This is a genomic window from Salinivibrio siamensis (assembly GCF_001996005.1).
Classification (GTDB): domain Bacteria; phylum Pseudomonadota; class Gammaproteobacteria; order Enterobacterales; family Vibrionaceae; genus Salinivibrio; species Salinivibrio siamensis.
Genome location: NZ_MUFB01000011.1, coordinates 87,584 through 112,693 on the forward strand (window position 1 = coordinate 87,584; position 25,110 = coordinate 112,693).

General features: G+C 48.6%; 20 protein-coding genes. 7 read left to right on the top strand and 13 right to left on the bottom strand.

The window, feature by feature from the left end; all coding sequences use genetic code 11:
• Positions 1–69: 69 nt before the first annotated feature.
• Entirely contained in the window at positions 70–561 is a 492-nt protein-coding gene (locus tag BZG73_RS07695; protein ID WP_046075656.1) for a SixA phosphatase family protein, read from the bottom strand.
• Between the two features lie 73 nt (positions 562–634).
• Complete coding sequence (locus tag BZG73_RS07700; protein ID WP_046075655.1) at positions 635–1,579, bottom strand: chemotaxis protein CheV; 945 nt, start codon at positions 1,577–1,579, stop codon at positions 635–637.
• Between the two features lie 427 nt (positions 1,580–2,006).
• On the opposite strand from BZG73_RS07700, the gene BZG73_RS07705 reads away from it, so the two are divergent.
• The 5 genes from BZG73_RS07705 (at position 2,007) to BZG73_RS07725 (ending at position 8,932) form a co-directional block, all read left to right on the top strand.
• Positions 2,007–2,936 carry a chemotaxis protein CheV gene (locus BZG73_RS07705; protein ID WP_046075654.1) on the top strand — a complete coding sequence of 310 codons (930 nt, stop codon included), beginning with the start codon at positions 2,007–2,009 and terminating at the stop codon, positions 2,934–2,936.
• 276 nt (positions 2,937–3,212) lie between these two features.
• Positions 3,213–3,518 carry a DUF496 family protein gene (locus BZG73_RS07710; protein ID WP_046075653.1) on the top strand — a complete coding sequence of 102 codons (306 nt, stop codon included), beginning with the start codon at positions 3,213–3,215 and terminating at the stop codon, positions 3,516–3,518.
• Positions 3,519–3,909: 391 nt separating this feature from the next.
• Complete coding sequence (locus BZG73_RS07715; RefSeq protein ID WP_077668013.1) at positions 3,910–6,198, top strand: TonB-dependent receptor; 2,289 nt, start codon at positions 3,910–3,912, stop codon at positions 6,196–6,198.
• A 277-nt stretch (positions 6,199–6,475) separates the two neighbouring features.
• The gene (locus BZG73_RS07720) at positions 6,476–7,294 is read left to right on the top strand and encodes a phosphate/phosphite/phosphonate ABC transporter substrate-binding protein (RefSeq protein WP_046075651.1); all 819 of its coding nucleotides are present in this window, start codon (positions 6,476–6,478) and stop codon (positions 7,292–7,294) included.
• A 3-nt stretch (positions 7,295–7,297) separates the two neighbouring features.
• Entirely contained in the window at positions 7,298–8,932 is a 1,635-nt protein-coding gene (locus tag BZG73_RS07725) for a HAMP domain-containing sensor histidine kinase (protein ID WP_077668014.1), read from the top strand.
• A gap of 9 nt (positions 8,933–8,941) precedes the next feature.
• Here BZG73_RS07725 and BZG73_RS07730 read toward each other — a convergent pair whose 3' ends face one another.
• From BZG73_RS07730 to BZG73_RS07760, 7 genes are all read right to left on the bottom strand, one after another.
• Positions 8,942–10,567: an EAL domain-containing response regulator gene (locus tag BZG73_RS07730; protein WP_077668015.1), complete on the bottom strand. Its 1,626-nt coding sequence runs from the start codon at positions 10,565–10,567 to the stop codon at positions 8,942–8,944.
• Positions 10,564–11,886 carry a sensor histidine kinase gene (locus tag BZG73_RS07735; protein ID WP_077668016.1) on the bottom strand — a complete coding sequence of 441 codons (1,323 nt, stop codon included), beginning with the start codon at positions 11,884–11,886 and terminating at the stop codon, positions 10,564–10,566. Before BZG73_RS07735 ends, BZG73_RS07730 begins: the two co-directional genes overlap by 4 nt.
• 67 nt (positions 11,887–11,953) lie before the next feature.
• The gene (locus BZG73_RS07740) at positions 11,954–13,096 is read right to left on the bottom strand and encodes an HDOD domain-containing protein (RefSeq protein WP_077578482.1); all 1,143 of its coding nucleotides are present in this window, start codon (positions 13,094–13,096) and stop codon (positions 11,954–11,956) included.
• Positions 13,097–13,371: 275 nt separating this feature from the next.
• Entirely contained in the window at positions 13,372–14,379 is a 1,008-nt protein-coding gene (locus tag BZG73_RS07745; RefSeq protein WP_077668017.1) for a sphingomyelin phosphodiesterase, read from the bottom strand.
• Positions 14,380–14,530: 151 nt separating this feature from the next.
• Positions 14,531–16,798, bottom strand: coding sequence for a response regulator (locus BZG73_RS07750; RefSeq protein WP_077606702.1), 2,268 nt, complete (start codon positions 16,796–16,798; stop codon positions 14,531–14,533).
• A 223-nt stretch (positions 16,799–17,021) separates the two neighbouring features.
• The gene (gene hppD / locus BZG73_RS07755) at positions 17,022–18,107 is read right to left on the bottom strand and encodes a 4-hydroxyphenylpyruvate dioxygenase (protein ID WP_046075645.1); all 1,086 of its coding nucleotides are present in this window, start codon (positions 18,105–18,107) and stop codon (positions 17,022–17,024) included.
• A gap of 297 nt (positions 18,108–18,404) precedes the next feature.
• Complete coding sequence (locus tag BZG73_RS07760; protein WP_046075644.1) at positions 18,405–18,749, bottom strand: hypothetical protein; 345 nt, start codon at positions 18,747–18,749, stop codon at positions 18,405–18,407.
• Between the two features lie 208 nt (positions 18,750–18,957).
• On the opposite strand from BZG73_RS07760, the gene fabG reads away from it, so the two are divergent.
• Together fabG and BZG73_RS07770 are read left to right on the top strand one after the other, a co-directional pair.
• Complete coding sequence (fabG, locus tag BZG73_RS07765; protein ID WP_077578485.1) at positions 18,958–19,689, top strand: 3-oxoacyl-ACP reductase FabG; 732 nt, start codon at positions 18,958–18,960, stop codon at positions 19,687–19,689.
• A 33-nt stretch (positions 19,690–19,722) separates the two neighbouring features.
• Entirely contained in the window at positions 19,723–20,430 is a 708-nt protein-coding gene (locus BZG73_RS07770) for an SDR family oxidoreductase (RefSeq protein ID WP_046075642.1), read from the top strand.
• Positions 20,431–20,462: 32 nt separating this feature from the next.
• On the opposite strand, the gene BZG73_RS07775 is transcribed toward BZG73_RS07770, so the two are convergent.
• From BZG73_RS07775 to fabI, 4 genes are all read right to left on the bottom strand, one after another.
• Entirely contained in the window at positions 20,463–21,152 is a 690-nt protein-coding gene (locus BZG73_RS07775) for a hypothetical protein (protein ID WP_046075641.1), read from the bottom strand.
• Between the two features lie 195 nt (positions 21,153–21,347).
• Complete coding sequence (locus BZG73_RS07780) at positions 21,348–22,538, bottom strand: acetate/propionate family kinase (protein ID WP_077668018.1); 1,191 nt, start codon at positions 22,536–22,538, stop codon at positions 21,348–21,350.
• Between the two features lie 6 nt (positions 22,539–22,544).
• Entirely contained in the window at positions 22,545–23,963 is a 1,419-nt protein-coding gene (locus BZG73_RS07785; RefSeq protein WP_077668019.1) for a bifunctional enoyl-CoA hydratase/phosphate acetyltransferase, read from the bottom strand.
• A gap of 56 nt (positions 23,964–24,019) precedes the next feature.
• Complete coding sequence (gene fabI, locus BZG73_RS07790; protein WP_046075638.1) at positions 24,020–24,793, bottom strand: enoyl-ACP reductase FabI; 774 nt, start codon at positions 24,791–24,793, stop codon at positions 24,020–24,022.
• Positions 24,794–25,110 lie beyond the last annotated feature (317 nt).

A 25,110-nucleotide genomic window follows, 5' to 3' on the forward strand; every position in this document is an offset into this window, starting at 1 on the left:
GCGCTAAATATAGTTCAGAGCGCACCATATCTAGTATGCATATGACAGCATCCTGTTCCATAGACGAAACTAGCCTCGAAGTCGCTTAGGCCAGTCGAGAAAGCAAAGCTGTGCATGCGTATTCGCAACCTCTGTCCAGTGCTCGACGGGATACTGCACCACCGCCACACCTGAGGTCGGCAAGTTATCCTTGGTCATCCCCACTCCATGTAAGTAATTGTTTAGTGCAGGGTTGTGGCCAATAATCATCGCCACATCTTGTTCTAACTCGAGTGCTTGGATGGTATGAATGATTGCCGATGCATGCTCACTGTATAACGTTTCCTCTAAAACAATGGGCGGCTTATCGGTCAGCGTTTGTGCCACCAGCACTGCCGTATCTTTCGCGCGTTGCGCTGTGCTGGTCACAATCGTTTGTGGCTGGTGCAACCAAGCATTCAAGCGCTCCGCCATTTGCGGCGCTTGCCGAAATCCTCTCGGATTGAGCGGACGTTCGTGATCATCGAGGCTCGGATCATCCCAACTCGATTTTGCGTGGCGCATCAAAAATACCGTTTTCATCGTCACTCCCTCAATGTTCAATAAAAAAAGCGAGCCACGGCTCGCTTTTTGTTTTCACTGGTGCCTAGGCGGTTTAACTCGCCACGACTTGGCGCAAACGCTCCTGCACCACATTGACCAAAAGGTCGGGCTGGAATTTAGAGATAAACTGATTACAGCCCACTTTTTCAACCATTGCCTCATTGAAGCTACCGCTTAGTGAGGTGTTCAGTGCAATGTACAAATCACTCATCCGACTATCAGAGCGCACTTCGTGCGTCAGTTTATAACCGTCCATTTCCGGCATTTCCGCATCAGTGATCATAAGCAAAATTTCGTCACTCACGTTTTTGCCTTCATCGCACCAACTCTTGAGCAAATTCAGTGCTTCAGCACCATTTTTCTTGATGATGCACTCAACGCCAAACTGCGACAAGGTTTCACTAACCTGCGCGCGCGCCGTGGATGAGTCATCGACAACCAGTACTCGCTGCCCTGTCATATAAGGGGTCAGTTGCGGGTCGAGGACATCTTCAGAAACGCCAACTTCATACGCAACGATCTCAGCCAGCACTTTTTCCACATCCACAATTTCCACTAAACGCGTTTGACCATCAAAGTCTTGGCGAGTAATGGCCGTTAAGTAATTATTGCGTCCAGAGCTGGAAGGCGGCTCCATGATCTCATCCCAGCCCATGTTTTTGATATTGATCACCTGCCCAACGAGGAACGCTTGGATGGTGCGGTTATATTCAGTCACGATAACGTTACATTCATCCGACATGCCTATCGAGCCCATGCCGATAGACTGACGTAGGTCAATCACCGGAATAGATTTGCCGCGAATCATGGCAACGCCACGGATGTTCGGATGGGAGCCAGGCATTTGGTTGAGCTTTGGCACTTTGATGACTTCACGTACTTTAAACACGTTGATGGCAAAAGGTTGGGTAGAGCCAAGGTAAAACATTAAAAGCTCGAGGCGGTTTTCACCCACCAATCGTGTCCGCGAATCTACCGAATCTAAAATATTGGTCATAGTCTACTCAACCGTCGTGTTACTGCTCATTCGCATTTATCCGGACACGTAAATCCTTGCTAACGTGCCTCAATGTTGGGGCTTTTGTGTCGCGTTGCACTGAGACTTTCAAGTACCGAGACAAAAAGCGTGTTCTTTCTTATTTTAGGTAAGATACAGCCACAGGCAACCTCTTTGCAGAAGGTGACGCCTAAATGACTGGCTCACTTAGCCTATATCTTTCGCTATCTTAGCAAAAACCGTGACCTAAAAGCGTGGTATACACCACGTTTAAATGAGACTATCAATAAGTTTCAAATGTGAGACAATGGCAGGCAAAAGTTTTATCTTTTCACCCATTAGCCCTATCCTTGGGGTAAGAATAGGTGTTTAGAGACAACACTGTTACCCTAATCAGAAGACTGACGATAACACGCAGAGTGATGCTATGAAGAGCAAAGCGAATCAAGCACAAGGCATGTTGATGTTCCGCCTCACCGCCACCCAATCTTTCGCGATTGGCACGTTGAAGGTACGAGAAATCATTCCTTTTCAGCCGCTCACGGATTTGCCGGGATCTCACCCAACGGTGATCGGAACCACTAGCTTCCGTGGCATCGCAACCCCTGTCATTGATATGGCAAAAGCGATTGGCTACAAACCCGTGGCCAAGTCAGAATGGGAGTCTTGCTACATTATCGTGACCGATTGTCAGCGCCGGGTGATGGGTTTTTTGGTCCGTGGAATCGACAAGATTAGCGAGTGCGATTGGCGTTCTATTTCAGAGCCACCGGAAACCTTAGGAACACGCGCGTTTCTTACCGGCGTGATGAACATCGACGACAAGTTGGTGCAACTGCTTGATGTTGAATACATTATGGAGCACATTTTCCCCTCTGATCCTGACAAGCTGCACCCCATCTTAGCCGACGTCGATCGTGAGAAACTCAAACCCATGAATATCCTCTTGGTCGATGACTCATTGACGGCGAGACGGCAATTATCAGAGGCGCTTGATAGTATAAACATCCCCTACTTTGTCACCAATAACGGCCTAGAAGCGCTGCAAATGATGAAAAATGCCGCCTCAGCCGGCAAGCCATTTGATATTATTGTTAGCGATATCGAAATGCCTGGGATTGATGGCTATGAGCTAGCCTTTGAAATCCGCAGCGACGATAAACTGGCGGAAGCTTACTTGATATTACACACCTCGCTATCAAGTGATATCAGTGTCGACCGTGCCAAACAAGTCGGGGCGCACGAAGCACTGACGAAATTCGATGCCACTGAGCTAGTGCAAGCCATGTTGCGCGGCGCGATGATGAAAACATCCGGTTCATCGGTCAAGCTCGAGGGCAGCCCAACCGACTACTGAGCGTGATTACCACGTTATCGGTGAGCCTTGATATGTGTCATGACACTGTCAATGCTCACCTGTTATCGTTGCCACCATCAATCAGCGAAGAAGGTAGGGTGACGGTTTAGCCAGCTAATGAGGTTGTTGATAAACTGGCCTCACAGTGTCTTTTCTTCACCCGCCTTTTTCATTCAAGTGTTTAAAAACTCCTCACTTCAAGCGCGAAAAGACTGGGTTTGCGGCAGCGCTTGTGGTTTAATTTTTTCATACTTCAAAAGATAGAAGGCGACTACTATGACCAGCGTATACGAGATCGTTAAGCACTCACGACAAAAGAACAAACTGAAGCGCGAAATCCAGGACAACGACAAGAAAATCCGCGACAACCAAAAGCGGGTGGTGCTGTTAGAAAACTTGCTCGACTACATCCAGCCAGAGATGTCCTATGAAGAGATCGTGGAGATCATCAAAAACATGAAAGGCGATTACGAAGATCGCGTTGATGACCACATCATCAAAAATGCGGAAATTTCTAAGCAGCGCCGTGAAATCAGCCGCACTATCAAAGAACTAACTAAACAAAGCAAGGGCGGCAAATAAGCCCACATTAAGGAATGTCTCGTCCTAAAATAGGTTGACAGTTCTTAGGCCAGCTCCAGTAGCTGGCTTTTTTGATGGATTTCTTCATAGCTTCCAGATGTTACCCCTCTTCAGTCATTCCCTACCGCGTTAGCTTGTGCCAAACGATTTGTCGACGTACGGATATCACTAGACACAGGCTTATTTAGTCACTGCGTTTTTATACTCTTTTTTCAAGAGGCTAGATTACATGCATCAATCCAACTATCTATGTATTGACAATCAGGTTACATATCAATAATCATAATGATATCCATTATCATTTGATACTGGAAAAAGGTAGTGACGTAGACGTATCTGCAGGGAGGCAGCCTCACTATGCCCTGCAGGGTTGTAACGTATAAGGATAATTATGAACACCAAAAAAGCAGTCAGCTTTTCGCTCTCACCGCTGGCGTTAGTGATCAGTGCCCATCTCGCCCACGCCGCCCCTTCTGCGGCCAATACCGAAACCATCATTGTCACCGGCAGTAAAATTCAAACCACGATCGCCGATTCAGCCAGCACCAACTGGGTGATCACCAATGAAGAATTAACCCGTGAAATTCAAGGCGGTGAGTCATTAAAAGGGGCACTAGGAAAGCTGATCCCAAGCTTTGACTTTGGCAGCACCAACGCACGTACCAACGCCTCACAGAATTTACGTGGCCGCAGCGCGCAAATCATGATTGATGGCGTGGCATTGAATGCCGCTCGCACCATTAGCCGCCAACTGGATAGTATCGACCCCTTTAATGTCGCCCGTGTTGAGGTACTGTCAGGCGCGACCTCCATTTATGGCGCGGGCGCAACCGGCGGTATTATCAATATCATCACCAAACGAGGTGAAGCAGGCGATGCGCAACTCGAGGTGCAGACTGGCGTCACCACTGGGTTTAACAACAGCGAAGACCTGACCAAGAAAGCCGCAGTCGCGGTATCCGGCGGCAGTGAAACCTTGCAAGGGCGCTTATCCGTGGCGTATGAAGGTAAAGGTGCGGCCTACGACGGCAATGGCGATCCTATTTTGCCCGATGTCACCCAAACTGATACCCAATTCAATGACAGCATTGATGTAATGGGTAACTTAGATTACAGCCCTGACGACGAACAGCACCTTTCCCTGACTGCACAATACTATAACAGTCAGCAAGATACGGATTATGGGATTGATTACGGGCCTAAAACATCCGTTCCTGTAGGCAATATCTATCCGGATTACGCTGGATATGGCGATGTAGAATTATATGCTGGCTTGATAGACTCATCTTATTTGAAGCGCTCGGACGGATTAGTGTTAAGCGAGCAGCCTTTTACCGAAAGGTTGATGCTTAACACTCAATATAGTCACGCTAATGTCGCTGGTCACTCCCTTTTGGCTCAAGTCTATTACCGCGAAGAGACATTCGGGAACTTTCCCTTTCCAATGATTTCCGAGTCATTCAAGCAAAAAGTTGATTACGCTCTTTCTGGTGATATATCAGCTCCCACACTAGCATTCGGTGCCTCAGAGCAGAGCAATGACGTACTAGGCGGAAAGCTGCTGCTACAAAAAGACTTTACTCAGGCCACACTGAACTATGGTGTGGACTATTCGCATGAGACCTTTAGTGCGTTTCAACGTATCTACGACCCATCAGTTAGTGCAACGAGCCAAGGGTTGAGCTTTAAGCACAAAGCAAATATCGATCGTTATCCTGACTTCACCACACAAAATATCGGGGTCTTCAGCCAAATTGATTGGGCAATCACAGATAAAACTAACTTGTTCGCTGGCATTCGCTATCAAAATACTGAGTATGATGGTGATAGTTTTGTCAGTGTATATAAGCAACTCGCTACCCTGCTAGACGGAAAACCGCAGGCAGAAGCTATCCCTGGCGGTAAAGCGGATAAAGATATCTGGCTCTTTAATGCCGGAATTAAATATGACCTTACTGACAAGCAACAAGTATGGGCAAACTTTAGCCAAGGCTTCAATATGCCCGATCCCAGTAAGTTTTACGGCTACGGCTCATACTCTGGCTCTGCTTTAGATGATTACGTTAGCGTCAGTAATGTAGGCCTCGATGGTCAAAAAATAGACTCTTACGAGCTAGGGTGGCGCCTAAGCAATGCATCATTTAACACTCAGTTATCTGCGTACTATTCACTTTCTGACAAAACCTACAAATACTCCAATACACAGCTCGAGCTAGATAACAATGAACAACGTATTTATGGCTTAGAAGGTCAAGTCAACTACTATATTTCTGATAATTGGTACTCTCGCTTGCAAGGCCATCTTGTCGAAAGTGAGGAAAAAGATAAAGGCACATGGAAAGACCTGAGTATCTACACCGCCAGCCCATCAACGGCGATGGCAGCGATCGGATACGATAACTTCGATTGGGGCACTGAGCTTAACCTGCAACATGTTGGTGACTTATCAGATAAAGAGGGTGATCGCCTCGAGGGCTATGAACTTGTCGGTCTCAATGGTTACTACACCTTGCCAGTCGGTCAAATTAACTTTGGTATCCAAAATCTACTGGATAAAGATTACCTAACTATTTGGAGTCAAAAGGCACAAAAAGTCTATAGCCCAAGTATTCCAGCGGATCTAGTCACCTATCAAGGCGTTGGCCGCACCTTTAGCTTAAGCTACAGCGCCACGTTCTAATTATGTTCCTTTTCGCGCCCAGTCCTCGCTGGGCGCCTGGACGTTGCAGCTTCCCGATTTTCCCACCAATACCCTCACCCACTGACACCCCGTCGTCTGTCATTAAGGACGACAGCTCGCTGTGGATATCGCTGCCGTTTCGTCCCAAATAAGAAAAGCGCGTGGTGTGATTACAATGTGATTTCATTGGCTTAATCACGCTTCATTGCGTGGCAAGGGATGAAGTCAGTAACTACACTGTCTGGTAGTTCATCAATCACATTGCGAGAAAGAATGAATGAAAGTCATTTTGCTGTCTTTTTTACTCAGCATTACCCTCGTTAGCCACGCTCACGCAAGAGACATTACCTTTGGTATCGTGCCACAGCAATCTGCAATTACATTGGCTAACAACTGGGGTCCAATTTTAAAGTACGTCTCTCAACAATCGGGGTACAACCTTGTCTTTCGTACTGCCAAAGACATTCCCGAATTCGAAGGACGTGTGCTCACCGGTGAATATGATGTCGCTTACATGAATCCTTACCACTATACGGTTTTCCATCAAAAACCTGGCTACCAAGCATTTGCGAAGCAAAAAGATAAGCGGATTCACGGTATTTTAGTCGTCAAAAAAGACGCGTCCATTTCCTCACTTGAAGCGCTCGATGGCAAGCGCTTAGCGTTTCCTTCACCGGCCGCGTTTGCCGCCAGTGTGGTGCCTCGTGCCGCGCTGAAAAATCAAGGCATAAACATTACACCGCAATATGTCTCGTCTCATGACTCCGTTTATTTAAACGTTGCGCGAGATTTCTTTATTGCCGGTGGTGGCATTGAACGGACGTTTAATAATACCGATCCCGAGGTTAGCAAACAGTTACGAGTATTATGGAAAACCCCTGGCTACACACCTCATGCGTTCGCATTTCATCCCGACCTTGACCCTCAAGTCGCCAATGCGATTAAAGCGGCCTTTCTCTCCCTCAATAACAGTGAAAAGGGCCAAACGCTGCTGGGAAATATCAGTTTTAAAGGGATAGAGCCAGCGCAGAACGAGGATTGGGACGATGTAAGAGCGTTAAACATTACGCTGTTGCAACACTTATTGAGTGACTAGCCCATGTCCTTACGATTAAAGACCATCTTAGGTGTCGCCCTGATTGAGGCGATCCTGTTGGCGATTCTGCTGACATTGACTCTCAACTATTTAGAAACCACCAACTACCAAGGGCTCAACCAACGTGCCAGTTCAACAACCCAGTTATTCGCTTCCACGGTAAAAAATGCGGTGTTATCGTTCGATCTCGCCACTGTTGACTCCTTTACTCAAGAGCTACTCCATAACAGCGATATTATGTATGTCGCGGTTGTAGGCGATAACGGAAGCGTCCTATCATCAGCCGGGGACCTTCCTGATTCTTTCAATACAGACATTCTTGAGATGAATGCACAGTCCGTCACGGATGGACTGTATGATGTACGCGCGACCATTTCTGAGTCGAACATTGAGTTTGGATCGGTCTGGATTGGCTTTGACTTAACAGGCCTATTGAGCCAGATACAAGATGCCAAAAACTGGAGCATGCTCATTGTGCTGGGCGAGATGCTGTTAGTGGCCTTATTCTCTTATCTATTGGGGAGCTATCTCACCCAGCGCTTATCAGAGCTTAAAAACGCCGCCGATACTATCGCCAGTGGCAAAAGAAACGTTCACATTTCAACCCACGGCAAAGATGAACTGGCCAGTGTGGCTACCGCGTTTACCAATATGATTCAAGCATTGCGTGATTCCGAAAACAAAACCGAGACCTACCAAAAGCGGTTAGAGGAAGCGAATCAATCGCTGGAAACCAAGGTGGCGCGACGTACCGCTGACCTGGTGCAATCGAATGAACAGCTACGCGAGATAAATCATCAACTCAAGCAAACGCAGGAGAAGCTGGTCGAAAGCGAGAAAATGGCCTCGATTGGGACCATGGCGGCAGGAGTTGCTCATGAGATCAATAACCCCATCGGCGTGGTGAAAAGTAACCTTCAAATGTGTCAAGAGTATCTCGAGACCTATCAAAAGTGGACAGATATTGCCGAGCGAGTTGTTCACCAATCAGAGCCAATTGAGACCCTCACTCGCTGGAAACAACGTCACTTCGTGGATGACATCTACGATGATTTCAGTGATAGCCTTGCCGATGCTAACGACTGTGTGCAGCGCGTGATCAATATTGTTTCCGCCTTACAGCAGTACTCCAGTTATAATCAACAAACACGCCAACACTTTCAAAGCGTTGAAATCTTTGCGGTGATTGATGAGGCGCTGAATACCCTGTCTCCACCCAAGAATATCAACATATCTATTGCTGCCAGTATCTATCAACTTCCTCCAGTGATGGGCCGCCATGACGAACTGGTCATGCTGTTTAAAGAAGTGCTCAAAAATGCACTTCAAGCTTGTGAACGCGGTCATGCAACGATGACACATCATATTGACGTAGCCGGTATGGAGAATGACGATTTGTGCACCATCACGGTGAAAGACTCAGGACCAGGGCTACCTCAAGATGACAGCCACCGTGTTTACGATCCCTTCTTCACCACCTTGCCCGTTGGACAAGGTATGGGGCTCGGGTTGACCTATGCCTATGATATTGTTCGCCATCATCAAGGGACGATACAGCTTACTTCAACCGCGGACGGCACCACAGCGACCATCGCACTCGTGCGTCAGGTCACTCATGCAGCGGCGAATAATGCTTAATCACTGCCGCTATGCTTGAGAGGGTATGTTGTTGTGTTTAAAAGTCGCTAAAAACTCCAGGAGATGATCACGGCTAAGCGGCGCACCAATGCCATAGCCCTGTACTCGCGTGCATCCTTTTTCTCTCAAAAAGTCAATTTGGTTTTGATTTTCGACCCACTCAGCGACCACCTCTACATTCATTAGCGCCGCACTCTGGCTAATCGATGACAAGATCACTTCGTCCATTTCACTCTGGCCGATATTACGAACAAAGCGACCATCAATTTTTATCACGTCAAAAGGTAAATCACACATGGATTCAAAGCCAGCAAAGCCGGTACCAAAATCATCTAACGCACAGGAAATACCGAGTGATTTCAAACAATCCATTTGTTGGTGGGCATGCGTAAAGTTATGGATCCTGTCGGTTTCGACCAGTTCAACCTCCAGTTGCGGGACATCGTCTGGATAGTCAGGCAAAAGGCGCTGAATCACGCCTACCACAAAACCCGTCTCCAACTGCCGAGCGGTCACATTGACACTGATTGTCTTGAGAATGTCTGCCTGGCGTAATAAACGAATCGCTTCCAGCGCTTGTTCAAACATCGCGGTGGTTAACACGTCTTCGAGCTGGTATTGACTTAGCAAAGGCAAAAACGCCGCAGGACTTTGATAACCACCCGATTCGAGTCGACGTCTCACCAGTGCTTCAAAGCCATCAATTTCGTCAGTCACAATATTCAATTGTGGTTGAAAAAATGCCTCGAAGTGTTTGGCTTCAATATCGCGAATCAAAGTACGCAACGTTGCGTCGTCTTGATGCCCATCAGGACAAGGAAGCCAATAGTGCGCATCATAAAGCGGTATTTTTTTCGCTTTACGCGCCTGAATCGTCTCGAAGGATATCTCCTGCCAAGAGCGAAGCGCGCTGACCATCAATCGTGTAGGTAGTGATTTCTCCTCACTGGCACGGTTCAAGCTCTCAATCAACGCATTTAACAAACAATGACCTGTCGAGGAGTACGCCAACAACCCCACAAACTTATCTGCGATGCGGTACCAGTGAAATTCCGTTATTTGATGAAGGTGTTCACTGACATGCTGTAACTGATGATTCCCCGCCATCACCGACTGGGTTTCATTAATCGTGCTGGTTCCTTGGCTATCAATAATCACCACCAACCACGGCGTTTTAACATCCACCGCCATAGCTTGAATGCGCTGATTAAGGGCGTCTTGCGAAAGGCATCTCGTCAGCGTGTCGTGCGGCAAAGACGCTTGTTTATTGCTCAAGATCGTTTTAACCGTATCGCACAACACCTCGCGATCCCAAGGTTTGCTAACGTATTGGCTCAATGCGCCGGCATTGATGGCCCGGGAAACACCCGGCAAATCGGCTTGTCCGGATAACATGATGGTGGCAATATCAGGATAACGTTGATGAATGTTAATCAGTAATTCCGCACCGTCCATGTGCGGCATCCGGTAATCGGAAATCACGAGGCCAATGTGATGTTCAGATAAAATAGCAAGCGCCTGCTGCCCCGACTCTGCGGTATGAATATGCGCCACAAAACGACGCAGTTCTCGCTTTAGCGCACGTAGGATATGCGGCTCATCATCAACCAATAGAATTTCCGTGTACGCCATCATGGGCTGCGCCCTCCTTTCATCACCTCATGGACTGGCGAAGAAATACCCTCAGCCTGATTTCCCGAGCAAGGCAACACAATCGTAAACGTCGTCCCTTTTCCTTGCTCACTGGTTACTGTGATTTGGCCACCGTGAGCGACAACAATATCGCGCGAGACGGACAAGCCAAGCCCCGTCCCCTGCCCGACCGGTTTGGTGGTATAAAATGGCTCGAAAATAGTCGCCAGCGCCTCTTCTGGGATCCCTTGGCCGTTATCTTTGATTTCAATAATCAGATGCTCTTCATCGAGGGGGGCGACAGAAATCTTTATGTTTCCCTCGCCCTCAATCGCGTGTGCGGCATTAATGAGTAGATTGAGAAAAACTTGATTCAACTGCATGGGCTGACAAAGGATATCAGGTGTCTGAGGCGAGTAGTTTCTCTCTATTTCAATCGCATACTTAATCTCGTTATGGATGATTTTCAGTGTCGAGTCGATACCGCGGCGAATATCAGTGGTCGCCCATTCACCATTGTCAACGTGTGAAAATTCTTTGAGATCTTTGACAATCGTCATCACTCGCGTGATCCCTTCTAACGACTCTTCAATCAGATCGCTGGCATCTTCGAGTAAATAACTCAATTGAATATCGTCTTTTAGCACCTGTCGGTCTGCCAGTAAGGCCCTATTGTCGGTGCTCTCTATCTTTTCGTCCAAACAACGGACATAGGCGGTAAATTTATCTAGATAGTCGTATAGCGTGCGAATGTTGGAGGAGATAAAAGCGATAGGGTTATTAATTTCATGGGCAATTCCCGCCGATATTTGCCCAATCGACGCCATTTTCTCTGACTGAAGCAGTTGACTCTGTAACTGCTTGAGTTCTGAAACGACCTCTTGATATGCCTCAGTGCTTCGTTTGAGTCGCTCAGTATCTGGGATAGAGGGAAGAGCCTCTCGCGTAGGGGCCGCCAACGCTGTCGGGCGATAAAAACAAATGGCGACCTGTGTGACCTCGCCATGCACTGACAGAATGGGAAGAAACTCGACGTCTTGCCATATGTATGCCGCATCAACATCCCCGCATATATCTATAATGACAGCGCCGGATGACTGTAATGGCGCTTGCGTCGAGAAAACCGTGTCGATGTTTTGTTGTAAAAATTGATGATGAGCAGGAAGACGCGCTAACAGCGCGTCTCCAACGAGGGCGTCGTTTGCTGCGTTGAGGCTGCGAAGAAAGCAGGTATTGGCGTCAACACGATAGTCACGATCGATAAGACATACCGCGATAGAGAGCCCATTTAAAATCGCGGGTGAAATCTTGTTATCCTCCACGTTCCCCTTCCATGTTTATGCCACATGCACAGCAAACCACAGCGTCATAGATTGTTATCCGGCACATTCAAATCGTCTCCTTATACGACTGAGTAAAAAAAGCGCCGATATTGGCCGACCAAGACTGTAAAAGCTTGGCTTTATCAATATCGTTCGCATTAATCCACTGCCGGCAGTAATGCAATAGCGCGCCATCCTTGGTTCGCTCACTTTCAGGGGATAACGGGATGGCGCCGCTTGCCAACACAATCTCTGCAAGCTCAAAATCATAGCCCCACAAAATAATGATATAACTCGAGACGACAAGCGCAGTATCAAAACGGGCAGGTAAATCGCAAATGGGATTGTTGCTACTTTCACGACAGCCAAGCTCTCGCGCCATCAGTTCCCCTAACGAAGACAACACTGATGCGAGATACAAACGCTCTGCATGCGCTTTGTCATACCCAAGGAATAGTCCCAGCGACTTACTCACATTAGCCAGTTCAATATGTTCATCCACCACGGCATAGTGCTCTTTGGTGGACAAGTGCTTAAAGGCATTATGTCCCACCATAGTGGCAGCAATTGACTCGACCGATTGAATGCCCAGTCGATTAATCGCTGTTTCTATTGACCAAGTCCGGTTTCGAAAGCCCAAATAAGCAGAATTAGCAAGCTGTAAAAGTCGGGCAACTAGGGGAGGCTCTTCGCTGACCACTCGTGCAATTTGTTCCATGTCTGAATGGGGATCATTAATCGTGGCACGTAAACGGCGCACGCAGTCAGGCAAGACGGGAAAGTCCTCAATACCGACTAACCGGTTACGCGTTTCAGCATCAATTGGCAACTTATAGAGGCGCTCAACACTATTGAGTACATTATCAAAGTCATCTTCAGAGAAGGGTTTGGGTAGGACGAAGTGCACACTAGGCGTCGCGAGTTCGGTAATTTTTTGGCGCGTATCCCCTGTTATCAGGGCACGTATCGTACCAGGAAAGCGCGCTCGAACCTGCTCTAATAACGCATCCCCCTTTAGCTTGGGCATCAGTAGATCACTGATCACCAGAGAAGGGGACTGATCATCTAACAGGCCTTTCTCCCAATGGGTAGGATTCTTAATCAAGCTGATAGCCCAACTCGGTTTCAAGCGGCGAATCACCCGACCAATCGCCTTTAATGTGAGCGCGTCATCGTCAACGTAGATGACATGGAAACGCGGCCTACTCATGCTTCCCTCGTATTCTCATCGTTGTCCTCAAACGACCCAGCGCTATCGTTAGGCAGTAAGTGAGAGAGTAATCAACGCTGCGGCTTATCTCAGTGGAACCTTATCCAAAGTGAGATACCCAGCAATCCTTTCAGTAAGCGTAGTCCAAAATCCCAGACTGTCTTGGCATACGGGACGAAATTAGCGGTGTCTGGATAACGTTAATAGGGGGAGGGAGGGAAAGCGGGCTCAACATGGTTGAGCCCTGTAACAATGCACTCTATCAAGCGCTGAAATTACTCAAATTCAAACTGTACCATGACCGGATAGTGGTCAGAGAGTTCATGGTAGTAACCATCATGATAGGTTTGTCCAGCCGCTTGCGGCCACTCGCCTTCAAGGTAGTCCCAATACCAATCATCGTTGGCGGTTAATTGCACCACCTTCATCTCAGGTTGATTGGCAGGCACTGCATGGTCACGGCTCCACAAAATATAATCTAGCGTCGTGTTGTAGTTAAGGTCATATTCAAAGTGATAAGCGTTCGCTTTCGTAAACCAATTATGCTTGGCGGAAAAAGACGTTACCTCAGGCTCGGTGAACCACAATGCGCCATTTAATGCCACTTTCATGTCGTTAATTTCATCTTGGCGACTCCACTCTACGTTCATGTCACCACCAATAATCACAGGCTCGTCAGCGGGAATCGCCGCCTTGTCGATGAAGTCTTTGATTTCGCTAAGCTGACCAAGGCGCACTTGGTGCTCCTCATCAGACATGCCATCGTGCGTTGCCTGTAAATGGGTGCCAATTAAGTGAAAGGCTTCACCTTCTTTATCGATCTCAACGTAGGCAAAGCCTTTGTTGGCTTGATAGTCCCAGCTACCTTTCAAGCTTTGATGATAAACGTGCGCCTTTTGAGTCAAAATGGGGTATTTAGAAAGGATAGTCACGCCGCCACGCACGACAAATAAAGAATTGGAACAATCTCCAGTCAGCGCATCCCAACCTTCCCCACTGCAGTCTTGTCCGACATTGGGTGTTTGATAGGGGTATAAGCTCGCCAGTTGATTCATCGCTTGCTCGGCTTCCGCGTTAAAGGCCTCACTGATCAAAATCACATCAGGCTGCGTGTCCATATCGGCAATCGCTTGCGGCAGACGGGCGGCACGCTCAGCTTGATCCCAGTCTTGTAGGTTACTTAGTTGCATAATGTTATACGCCATGACGTTGAGCTGACCCGCATGCGCACTGAGACTAAGCAGCAACGCAGCTGCCGTTGAGAGCAGTTTATTGATTTTCATGTTTCCTCTTTTCGTTTTGCTTTCTAATTGTTTTAGGTGTTTCGCCCACCAAAAGATTAGAAGCCTAACGAAAATGGCATGAGCCGCCCCAGGATTTGTTTACTTTTTCTGATATTTTTGTAACTAAGCTCACGTTCCTTGTATTACGTCATTAATGCGTCACTAAGTAAGTTTGCGAGGTAAAGGTATGTTTTCTCAACATGGTCGCGAGCTCATGCTGCCTGACCGGTTTGGCAATATAATCATCCATACCCGCGGCTAAACACGCTTCCTTGTCTTCCGTTGTCGCATTCGCGGTCAGTGCAATAATGGGGGTTCGATTAAAGCGCGATTCTTGTGCCCGAATGTGTTCAGCGGCTTGGTAACCGTCCATCACAGGCATCTGACAATCCATAAAAATCGCATCAAAAGGTTGGCTTTTCCACAGTGCCAGCGCCTGCTCACCATCGGCAGCCGAGCGAACATGTATCCCTAGCTGGGTCAACATCGCCTCAGTCACTCGTTGATTAACTTTGGAATCTTCCACGACCAAGACATGCAACCCAGCCAGCGATGTGCCTTTTCCGGTAGATCGTACGACCCCCAGTGTCGGTTGGCGCTGTTGTAAGATGCGCACCAAATGCGCTTTTAAGTCATTAAATTGGTAGGGACGGCCTAAGTAACCCTCTATGCCTGAGCGTTCAATCCGCGGCTTATCCAATGCATCGGGCGCCGCCGTTAACATCATAATCGCAGGGCTTTTATCTCCAAACGTGGTAATGATTTGTTCAGCCAAGCGAAAACCGTCCATTTTGGGCATCACTTTATCGAGTAAAATCACTTTAAATGGATAGTGGCTATCAAGGCGTTCGCGAATTAAAGGAATCACGTCATCCGGATGCATGCAGCATGTGACTTGGCAACCAAGGTTGCTCAATTGTGCCGTGGTGATGCGCATGTTTAAACGACTATCGTCTACCAATAACATCGGGGCGCCAGCGAAAAGATACGCCTCAACTGGTGTGGCTAAAGGAATATCCGCACAATCAAAACGCGCGGTGAAGGTAAACACACTGCCCACATTCACTTCACTGTTGAGGGTAATTCGCCCCCCCATTAAATTGACAATTTGCTGTGAGATGGCGAGCCCAAGCCCGGTACCTCGGGCGGTTGCTGTTAAGGAGTCACCTTGTTCGAACTTACCAAAAATACGGCTTTGTTCTTCAACGGGAATGCCAGGCCCGGTATCACTCACTTCAAAACGAAGCACACTGGCCGTATCCTCGTCACTCACCTGCTTGATAGAGACAACCACTTCCCCACGCTCAGTAAACTTGATTGCATTACCCACCAAATTAATCATCACTTGGCGTAATCGTGGTGCATCACCTATCAACAAAGGGGAAATATCAGCATCTATTTCGCAGCGAAAAGCGAGCTGCTTTTCCTTCGCTCGGAGAATGAACAGATTCTCAAGATCTTTCCCCAACTCAAATATATTGAGCTCTAATGGTTCCAGTTCTAACTTACCTGCTTCAATTTTAGAGAAGTCGAGGATGTCGTTAATGATATCTAATAACGACATCGACGATGTTTCCAACATCTCGACAAACTCTTGTTGCTCGTTGTTTAAGCGAGTGCTTTTTAACAGCGAGGCCATCCCAATAATGCCGTTCATTGGAGTACGGATTTCATGGCTCATGTTGGCCAAAAACTCACTTTTCTTTTGGCTAGCCTTTTCAGCGTCGTGCTTCGCGTCCTCCAACTGAGCCAGTTGTTGCCCTAGCGCCGTGATCATAGCGTTATAACGCGTTTCAAAACCTCGCCAATGATGGAATTGGGGGGGGACCTGAATCGGCGTGGGTACGCCATTATCCCACTGGTTGACCTGCTGGTGTAGCGCCACTAACGGCCTTTCTAAGTGGCGACGCACAATCCATATCGAGCTTAAGATCCCCAATCCTGAAACAGCCAACCATCCAAGAAAAACCCACTGAGCACTATCGCCAAAGTAGGCATTTAACGCCGTATAATTTGACGCCACCTCAAGTTGCCCAAGGGTATACTCGTTTCCCTCGTCTCTTGCAATTAACGACCAACGCTTTTGCAACGATTGTGCAGCAGGCTCCACGCCACGCTCAATTAACGAGCCATCGGCATCATATACATGGATATAATCAATCTCAGGTTGGGCGATGAGCTGCTCTATCCGTTGCTCAAACGCTTGCGTTTCCACACGCCATAGATGTCCAGTCATTGCACTGAGATCTCTGTTGCCCACCTCTTGCAAGGCGCGATCGACATCTGCTTTATGCGTTTGGTAATCGCCCAGCAGGAGAAGCGCCGCAAATAACGCTGTCAGTACGGTCCAGCTTAAGGCTAGCTTGGTAATGATTCCCGCAGAAAGAGAGGGGCGAGTCAGGGGGCTGCCTACCTTCATAATCACCTTTTATCGAAAAAGCTTCTCTGCTAATCATAGAGTCTAATCTTATTTTGGACGAGAAATGTCCTAGTTAGTGGGCGAAAAAGAACAAAAAAGGCGCTCACAAAGGAGCGCCAATAACATAGGGTGTCTACAAATAACGACAGCCTATCGACTTGAGTCAGTTTATCCGGATAACCCGTATCGCAGCCTCAAGCGAGTTTGTTATGTACCGTTTCGGTTAGTCCAATACACCACGACGCATTTGATCCAGCTCGATAGACTCGAACAAGGCTTTAAAATTACCTTCGCCAAAGCCTTGGTTACCCTTACGTTGGATGATTTCGAAGAAAACCGGTCCAATAACAGTATTGGTAAAGATTTGCAGTAAGATACCGCTGTCGACGTCACCATCAATCAATACACGGGTATCACGCAACTCATCGATGCTTTCTTCATGGCCATTGACACGCTCGTTGATTTTCTCATAGTAGGTGTCCGGCGTATCCATGAACGCCATGCCTCGTTGGCGTAACGTCCGCACCGTTTGGTAGATGTTGTCGGTGGTCATGGCGATATGCTGGATCCCCTCACCGTTATACTCTTTCAAATATTCTGCAATCTGTGACTTGTCATCACTTGACTCATTGATAGGAATACGGATTTTTCCGCAAGGTGCGGTCAGCGCTCGCGACTTCAGCCCGGTCTTTTTGCCTTCAATGTCAAAAAATCGGATCTCTTTGAAGTTGGCAATACGCTCGTAAAAGTCAGCCCATACATCCATGTTGCCAATATCGACGTTGTGGGTCAGGTGATCGATAACTTTCAATCCTGCATCCGCTTCTTTCAGGCGCGATTGCCAGTCTGGATAAAAGTCAAAATCGACTTCATAAATACTTTGGTCACCATAGCGGTCGACAAAGTAAAGCAATGAATCACCAATGCCGTATACCGCAGGAATGCTGAGCTCCATTGGACCAATGTTTGGCTCAACCACTTTGGCGCCTTGTTTGGCCGCATACGCAATCGCGTGTACCGCATCTTTCACTCGAAACGCCATGGCGTTGACACTCGCACCGTGCTGCTTAGCAAAGCCTTGCGCTTGTGATTCGGGCTCACCGTTTACGATAAAGTTGGTGTCTCCCTGACGATACAGCCAAACGTCTTTGTGCTTGTGTTTGGCAATTTCCGCAAAACCCATCAACGAGAACAAATTCTTAAGTGCATCGATACCCGCTTGATCGGGCGCTGTGTATTCAACGAACTCAAACCCATCTGTGCCCAATGGATTAATCGTTTTGACAGGTGCTTGCATGGTTGACGTCATAATCGCTTCCTCCTTGTGTGTAACATTAGAGATAGCATTAGACGGTGACTGGGACTAGAGAAGACAAGCGGACAGCTGGTTAATCAAATGTTAACCAATAGTGTCACTTATGCTGAACAGTGAGAGGAAAGCGTCGCTAACCGCGTTTTTTTAAGGGTTTAAGCCAATAACAAGTGTAAAGAATAGCAACCAAAACGCCATTACATTTTACATTTTTGCAACGCGAGATGAAAACCATACAGCGAAAACACAAACGCCGCCCAAAGGCGGCGACCAAAAAGCAGGCGGGTGGGCGTATTAAACCTTGAGGCTGTAACTGTTTTGCTGGCCGTTGGGTGTGATGGTTTTTTGCACCTGATCCATCAGCGCTTGTTGCTGCTGGTTGTAGGCATCCGCTCGCGTTTTCTGCGCTTCTTGTTCCGCCACACGATCAATGAGGGCTTGATAATCACGCTTATCCTCACGCTGCTCGCCCGATGCTGCGGCTTCTTTTTGCTCTTCTCGCTCTTTACGGATCAGCTCGGCACGCTCTTGCACGCTCATCGAGTTATTGAGACCGCCATTGACCTGATCATCTTGACGATCGCGCTGACGCTGCATGTATTGCTGCGCTAAAGGTTGCGAATTGATTGACGTCGGCATAGGTCCTCTCTCGAACAAGGTGACAACTTGATTAAATTTTAGCCCATACGCCCACAAATTGATATCTCAATTTACTATAGAGGATGTCACCACTGGCCTAGTTGTTGCACGTTATCTGACGTTGGCCGCGAGATACCAACGTAGAAGCAGGGGCTTAGGTGACCCAACGCCCAAGAAAAGCACGATGAATATAATGAGGAGAAACACCATGCTGACCGGTAAACACTGTGTCATTACAGGTGCCGCACAAGGGATCGGCCGCGCCATCGTTGAAACCTTTGTCGAACAAGGCGCTACCAAGATTTATGCATTAGATAGGAATATTGACAACATGCAAGACTGGCAAGCACATCGGGTTATCGTTCCCGTTGCGCTGGATGTCTGCGATCAAGAGGCTGTCGCGAATTGGGTGCAGAGCTTGCACCAACAACACGCAGTTATCGATGTGCTGGTGAACAATGCTGGCATCACTCGTGACAACCTGCTGACCAAAATGAGCGAAAGTGACTGGGACGCGGTCATTGACGTCAATCTAAAGGGCGTTTTTACCATGACACAAGCCATCGCGCCACTGATGATGGCGCAAGAGAAAGGCGCGATTGTGAGCTTGTCTTCGGTCGTCGGCACCGACGGCAATATTGGTCAAACCAACTATGCCGCCTCAAAAGGTGGCGTGATTGCAATGACAAAGACTTGGTCAAAAGAACTCGCTCGTCACGGTGCGCAAATACGCGCCAATTGTGTCGCGCCCGGTTTTATTGAAACGCCCATGACGGAAAATTTACCCGATAAAGTCATTGAGATGATGAAAGGGAAAACACCCTTGGGCCGCATGGGTACCGCGCAGGATATCGCCAACGCGATTAGTTTTCTTGCCAGCGATAACGCGAGCTTTATCACAGGTCAAACGCTTAAAGTCGATGGAGGGTTAGTCATATAATGGAAGGACACTTCCGGCCATTATGAGGCAACAATGACTCCAACACTTCTTATCACAGGCGCGAACCGTGGGATTGGCCTGGCGCTCACTGAGCTGTATCTCGAGCACGGTTGGCAGGTGATTGCCTGCTGCCGCTTCCCCGGCTCTGCGCCTCACTTGATGACACTAAAAAACCGTTACTCAACACTCACCACCTACGGATTAGATGTCACGGATCATACGGCAATACAGCAACTTGCATTACAGCTTATCGACACGCCTATCCATTTACTGATCAACAATGCAGGTCTATATGGCCCCAAAGGGTATCAATTCGGTGACGTGGATACAGCGGCCTGGCGCGAGGTGCTGGAAGTCAATACCATCGCTCCCCTGGTTATCGCTGAACATTTCACCCCGCATCTTGAAAAGGCAAGCCAAAGTGGCCATACACCCATTTTCGCTTTCCTATCCTCAAAAGTCGGGAGCATGAGTGATAACCAATCAGGCGGTGGGTATATTTATCGAAGTTCAAAAGCCGCGCTCAACGCGGTGATCAAAAGTCTATCTATTGACCTGCGAAGTAAAGGCATTCGTTCGATTGCTCTCCACCCCGGTTGGGTACAAACGCAAATGGGTGGACCCAATGCCCTTATCAATACTGCCACATCGGCCCAAGGGTTGAAGCATGTGCTCGATACCCTAACGGACAGTCAAAACGGCAACTTTATTGATTATCAAGGCCAAGAAATTGGTTGGTAAGGAGCGAGGCGGTGATTGCGCCGCCTCGTTAATTAGATAGGGAAGAACGTCATCGACGCCATGCTGTGTACCACCTGATTAATATTACGGTTAGTACTGTCCGCCACCATAATGGCCATCATGTCTTGAATAATAATCATCTGGCCCAACAAGCGCTCGTAACTATAATTGGGCACACCATTTTTGCCCATGCCATTACTCAGCAACAGCAGTTGACCGTGTTCGTCCTTTTGATTGTTTAAAAGCCAGGCAATTTTTTCTAGGTTTCGAGCACTGTTATAGAGTTTTTGTTGGTCAATATCATCGAGCAAAAAAAACTCAAGTTGATGATTATAGCTCGCACTGATCATGCCGGTAACACCCGCCATGAGCGCAAACACGCGGTCGCCCTCAAATTCACTTGAAAAGGCTAAAGGCAGCAGCGCGATGCCATCCATTCCTCCCAGCTCTCGAAAGCCATTGTCGGGGCGTTCTGCCGTCATCAACTGCGCCACGCGTTTTTCAATCGTCATGCCGGGCACTTTTTTGAGCTCGCGCGGGTTACGCTTGTACAGTTTCACGATGAGGGCTTCGCTAAGATCACGAATCTCAGCGATGTGAATATCGGTAATTAAATCCATGTCTGACTTGGCGAGATTTTTAATATCAAATGGCCGACCAAGCTTCTGCGCACACCCTGTGAGGCTAAGCAATAATACGCTCACCCATACCCAGCGCATCATAACAACATCCTTGCATCCTCTAACTCGGCGCTAGCATAACGATTTACGCCCGCTCGGTGCACTCTTAGAAAAAATCTTGTATGGAATATCACACTTTTAGCGTATAACTGGCGCTGCAATCATCAATCCACCTTGAACCTTTTTGAGCCAATATGTCCCCCATTGGCGGCAGGCAACGCCAAGAAGCGATCGTCATCACAGCATCGCGACACAATCAGCGGCAATAACGCGCTCTTCATCAGTGGGGATAACCCACACGCCAATCTTACTGTCCGATGCAGATATACACGTTTGATTGGCTTGATTGGCCGAGGCGTCCAAGCGCATACCTAGCCAATCACACTGTGCCACCACACGCTCGCGTACAGGTGCAGCATGCTCGCCAATCCCAGCGGTGAACACCAGATGTTCGACACCGCCCATTGCCGCACAGAGGCTGCCGATTTCTCGCGCAATCCGATAACAATAGTGCGCTATCGCCTGCTTAGCTCTTGGTTTATCGCTGCGTAATAAGGTGCGCATATCACTGCTGATACCCGATAAACCTAACAGCCCAGACTCTTTATATAAGAGCGTGCTGACGTCGTCTGCAGTCATGCCTTCTTCGGTGATCAGATGCAGCACTAATCCCGCATCAATGGCGCCACTTCGCGTTCCCATTGGTAACCCCTCAAGCGCGGTAAAGCCCATGGTGGAAGCCACACTTTGTCGTGATTGGATAGCACACAAACTCGCGCCATTACCAAGATGCGCAACAATCACTTTGGCGTCGCAATCAAAATCCGGGATCACCTCGGGTAAGCAACGCGAGATAAAGTCGTAAGACAAGCCATGAAAACCATAACGTTGAAAGCCCCTGTCATACATTGCGTAAGGAAGCGCAAACTGGCGCGCCTCCTTGGGCTGCTGGGCATGAAAGGCGGTATCGAAACAGGCAATTTGGCGCATGTTGGGTAATCGGGTTTGTAGTGCTTTAATCGGGGCAAGGCTATAAGGCTGATGAAGCGGCGCCAGCGAGGTTAATGCCTCCWACAGCTTGACGCTGCGCGCATCAAGAGGCGTTGCTTGCTGAAAGTACGTACCACCATGAACCACGCGGTGACCGACGGCAATCAGATTATCAAGAAAGCCTCGCGGTTCGAGCCACGCCAATAGCGAAACAATCGCGGCATGGTGATCCGCTGCGTTGGCGGGCGGGATAGAAAGCCCATCCGCGCCGCTATCAACGGACACCGCGTAACCTTGGGTCCCCAAACCGGAAAATTGTCCACCCATTAACCGATTAACACCCTGCCAACGCGTTTCCTCAACCGGATCCGCATTGACGTCAAACAGCGCGAATTTCAAACTCGACGAGCCGCTGTTAATGACCAGTATGTTCGCCATTGTCGCCTACTTATACTTATCCAGTGCTTTACGTTGATGCTCCGCAAGCAACAACGCCAGCGCACTCGATGCAATGCGGGTCAATGCATCATCGGCACGGCTGGTCAGCATAATGGGCACACGCGCCCCCACCACCACACCCGCGCCGGTGGCATCTGCGAGGTAGCTCAGCTGTTTCATCAGCATATTGGCAGCCTCAAGATCAGGGGCCACCAGGATATCCGCACACCCTGCAACCGGGGAGTTAATCCCTTTGGTCACGCGAGAGTCTTCGGAGACGGCACTGTCAAACGCCAGCGGTCCATCTAAGATACCGCCCGTTATTTGACCACGCTCCGCCATTTTACACAGTGCCGCGGCATCAAGGGTCGCATTCAATTTAGGGTTAATGGTTTCCACGGCCGACAAAATCGCCACCCGTGGATGACTGTTGCCAATCGCATGAGCCAGTTCGATGGCATTTTGAATAATATCGCGCTTTTGAGCCAACCCTGGATAGATATTAATGGCGGCATCAGTAATAAATAGCGGGCGCGGATAGGTCGGCACATCAAAGGCCATCACATGACTGAGGCAACGCTCAGTTCTCAACCCTCCTTCCCGTTTAACCACTTCATGTAGCAATTCGTCGGTATGCAGTGCGCCTTTCATCAGCGCCTCTATCTCCCCCGCACGTGCCATAGCCACCGCTTTTTCCGCCGCCGCGTGACTATGGCGGACATCAACAATGTCAAAGTCGCGGATATCCAGTTCAGCTTTATCCGCCGCCGCCATTATTTTGTCACGAGGCCCGACGAGGGTAGGAATAATGAGCTGTTGCTTCGCCGACTCCACCGCGCCGCGGATCGAGCTGTCGTCAACGGGGTGCACCACCGCGGTATGCATGGGATCMGGGTGATCGGCCGCGGTTAAAATCGCATGCAACTGCCCGCGCTCAGATAAGCGCACTTCTGGTAATACCGTGCGTTGACGCCGAACTTTTTTAGTGGGCGCCAGTACGCGTGCTTCCCCTTCAATCACGGTATCACCGCGTTGGTTTTCACACCGGCAAGCAAACACAATGTGGTGACGCTTTTCGTCCATTTTATCGACACGAACAGCGACGCGCAGCACATCGCCTAGCATGACGGGGGCTTTGAACGCGAGTGTTTGTCCGAGGTAGACAGTGCCAGGACCGGGCAGCTTTGTCCCCAATACGGTAGAAATCAATGCTCCGCCCCACATACCGTGCGCAATCACTTCCTGAAAGCGACTGCTTTTGGCAAAGTCATCATCCACATGGGCAGGATTGACATCCCCCGACATAATCGCAAAAAGCTTAATGTCCTCCATGGTGAGGCGCTTTTCTAAAAACGCTTCATCGCCTAATGAAATCTCATCGTACGTCTTATTCTCGATGACTTCCTCGTTATTCGTCCCTGACATGGTGGGCTCCTCAATAATCGATCAAGTCAAAAAAGTATGTGTTCGCCTCGTTGCGCTTAAAACCTAAGGTGATGACCGGCATCAACGTAGTGGGTGAGTCCCGTCAACACTTGCCCAGCATCGGCGCTAAGGTAAACCACGGCATGACCAACATCTTGCACTGTTGCCAAACGTCGAAGGGGCGAGCGCGTTTCTCCATCCACGGCCAAGGCTTCAAATTCTTTTAACCCCGACGCAGCGCGCGTTCTGATCGGGCCGGGGGAAATAGCATGCACCCGGATCCCTTTTGGTCCTAATTCTGCTGCCAAGTAACGGGTGGTCGACTCAAGCGCTGCTTTAACAGGCCCCATTAGATTATAATTATCGACTGCTTTCTCCGCCCCATAGTAGGACATGTTAAACAGCGTGCCGCCATCAGACATCAGTGGCTCTGCGCGTTTCGCCATGCGGATAAACGAGTGACAAGAGATATCCATCGCCAGCGAGAACCCCTCTCGTGAGCAATCGACCACGCGACCGTGTAAATCTTCCAAAGGCGCGAAGGCAATGGAATGCACAACAAAATCGACCCGTCCCCATTTCTCCTTGGCGCGAGCGAATAGTGCGTCGAGTTGTTGATCGTCCTGTACATCACACAGCATGAGTTCTGGATCGCCCATGGACGCTTTGAGCGGGGTCACAAACCGCTCTGCCTTCGGTGTGCCATAGGTGACCAGCACATCGGCACCCGCTTGGCTTAGCGCTTGAGCACACCCAAACGCAATGCTGTTTTCATTGGCCAGTCCGGCGACAATACCGACTTTACCTGCAAGTGAAAAAGGATGTTCCACAATACTCTCCCTTAAATTGGATAGCGAAAGTGTTAATCGCTCAGAGGGCTGAGTGATTACACTAAAAAAGACATCATCCACTTTAGGGCAACCGCAAACCCTTAACGTAGACTTAAATCAGCGTTAAGTGCAAAAGTATAGAAGAAAAAAGGCCGAGTGACGTGCTAGATAAAAAGACAATTCAGACTGCTGACAAAGGTCTAGCTTTCGAGCTAGACCTTTGATCTAATAGGAGTGTCGCAATAGGGATGCTCCGGTATGCTTCAAGAACCTTCTCCACACCAATATGAACTTGAAATGGTGACGATGGAACAACT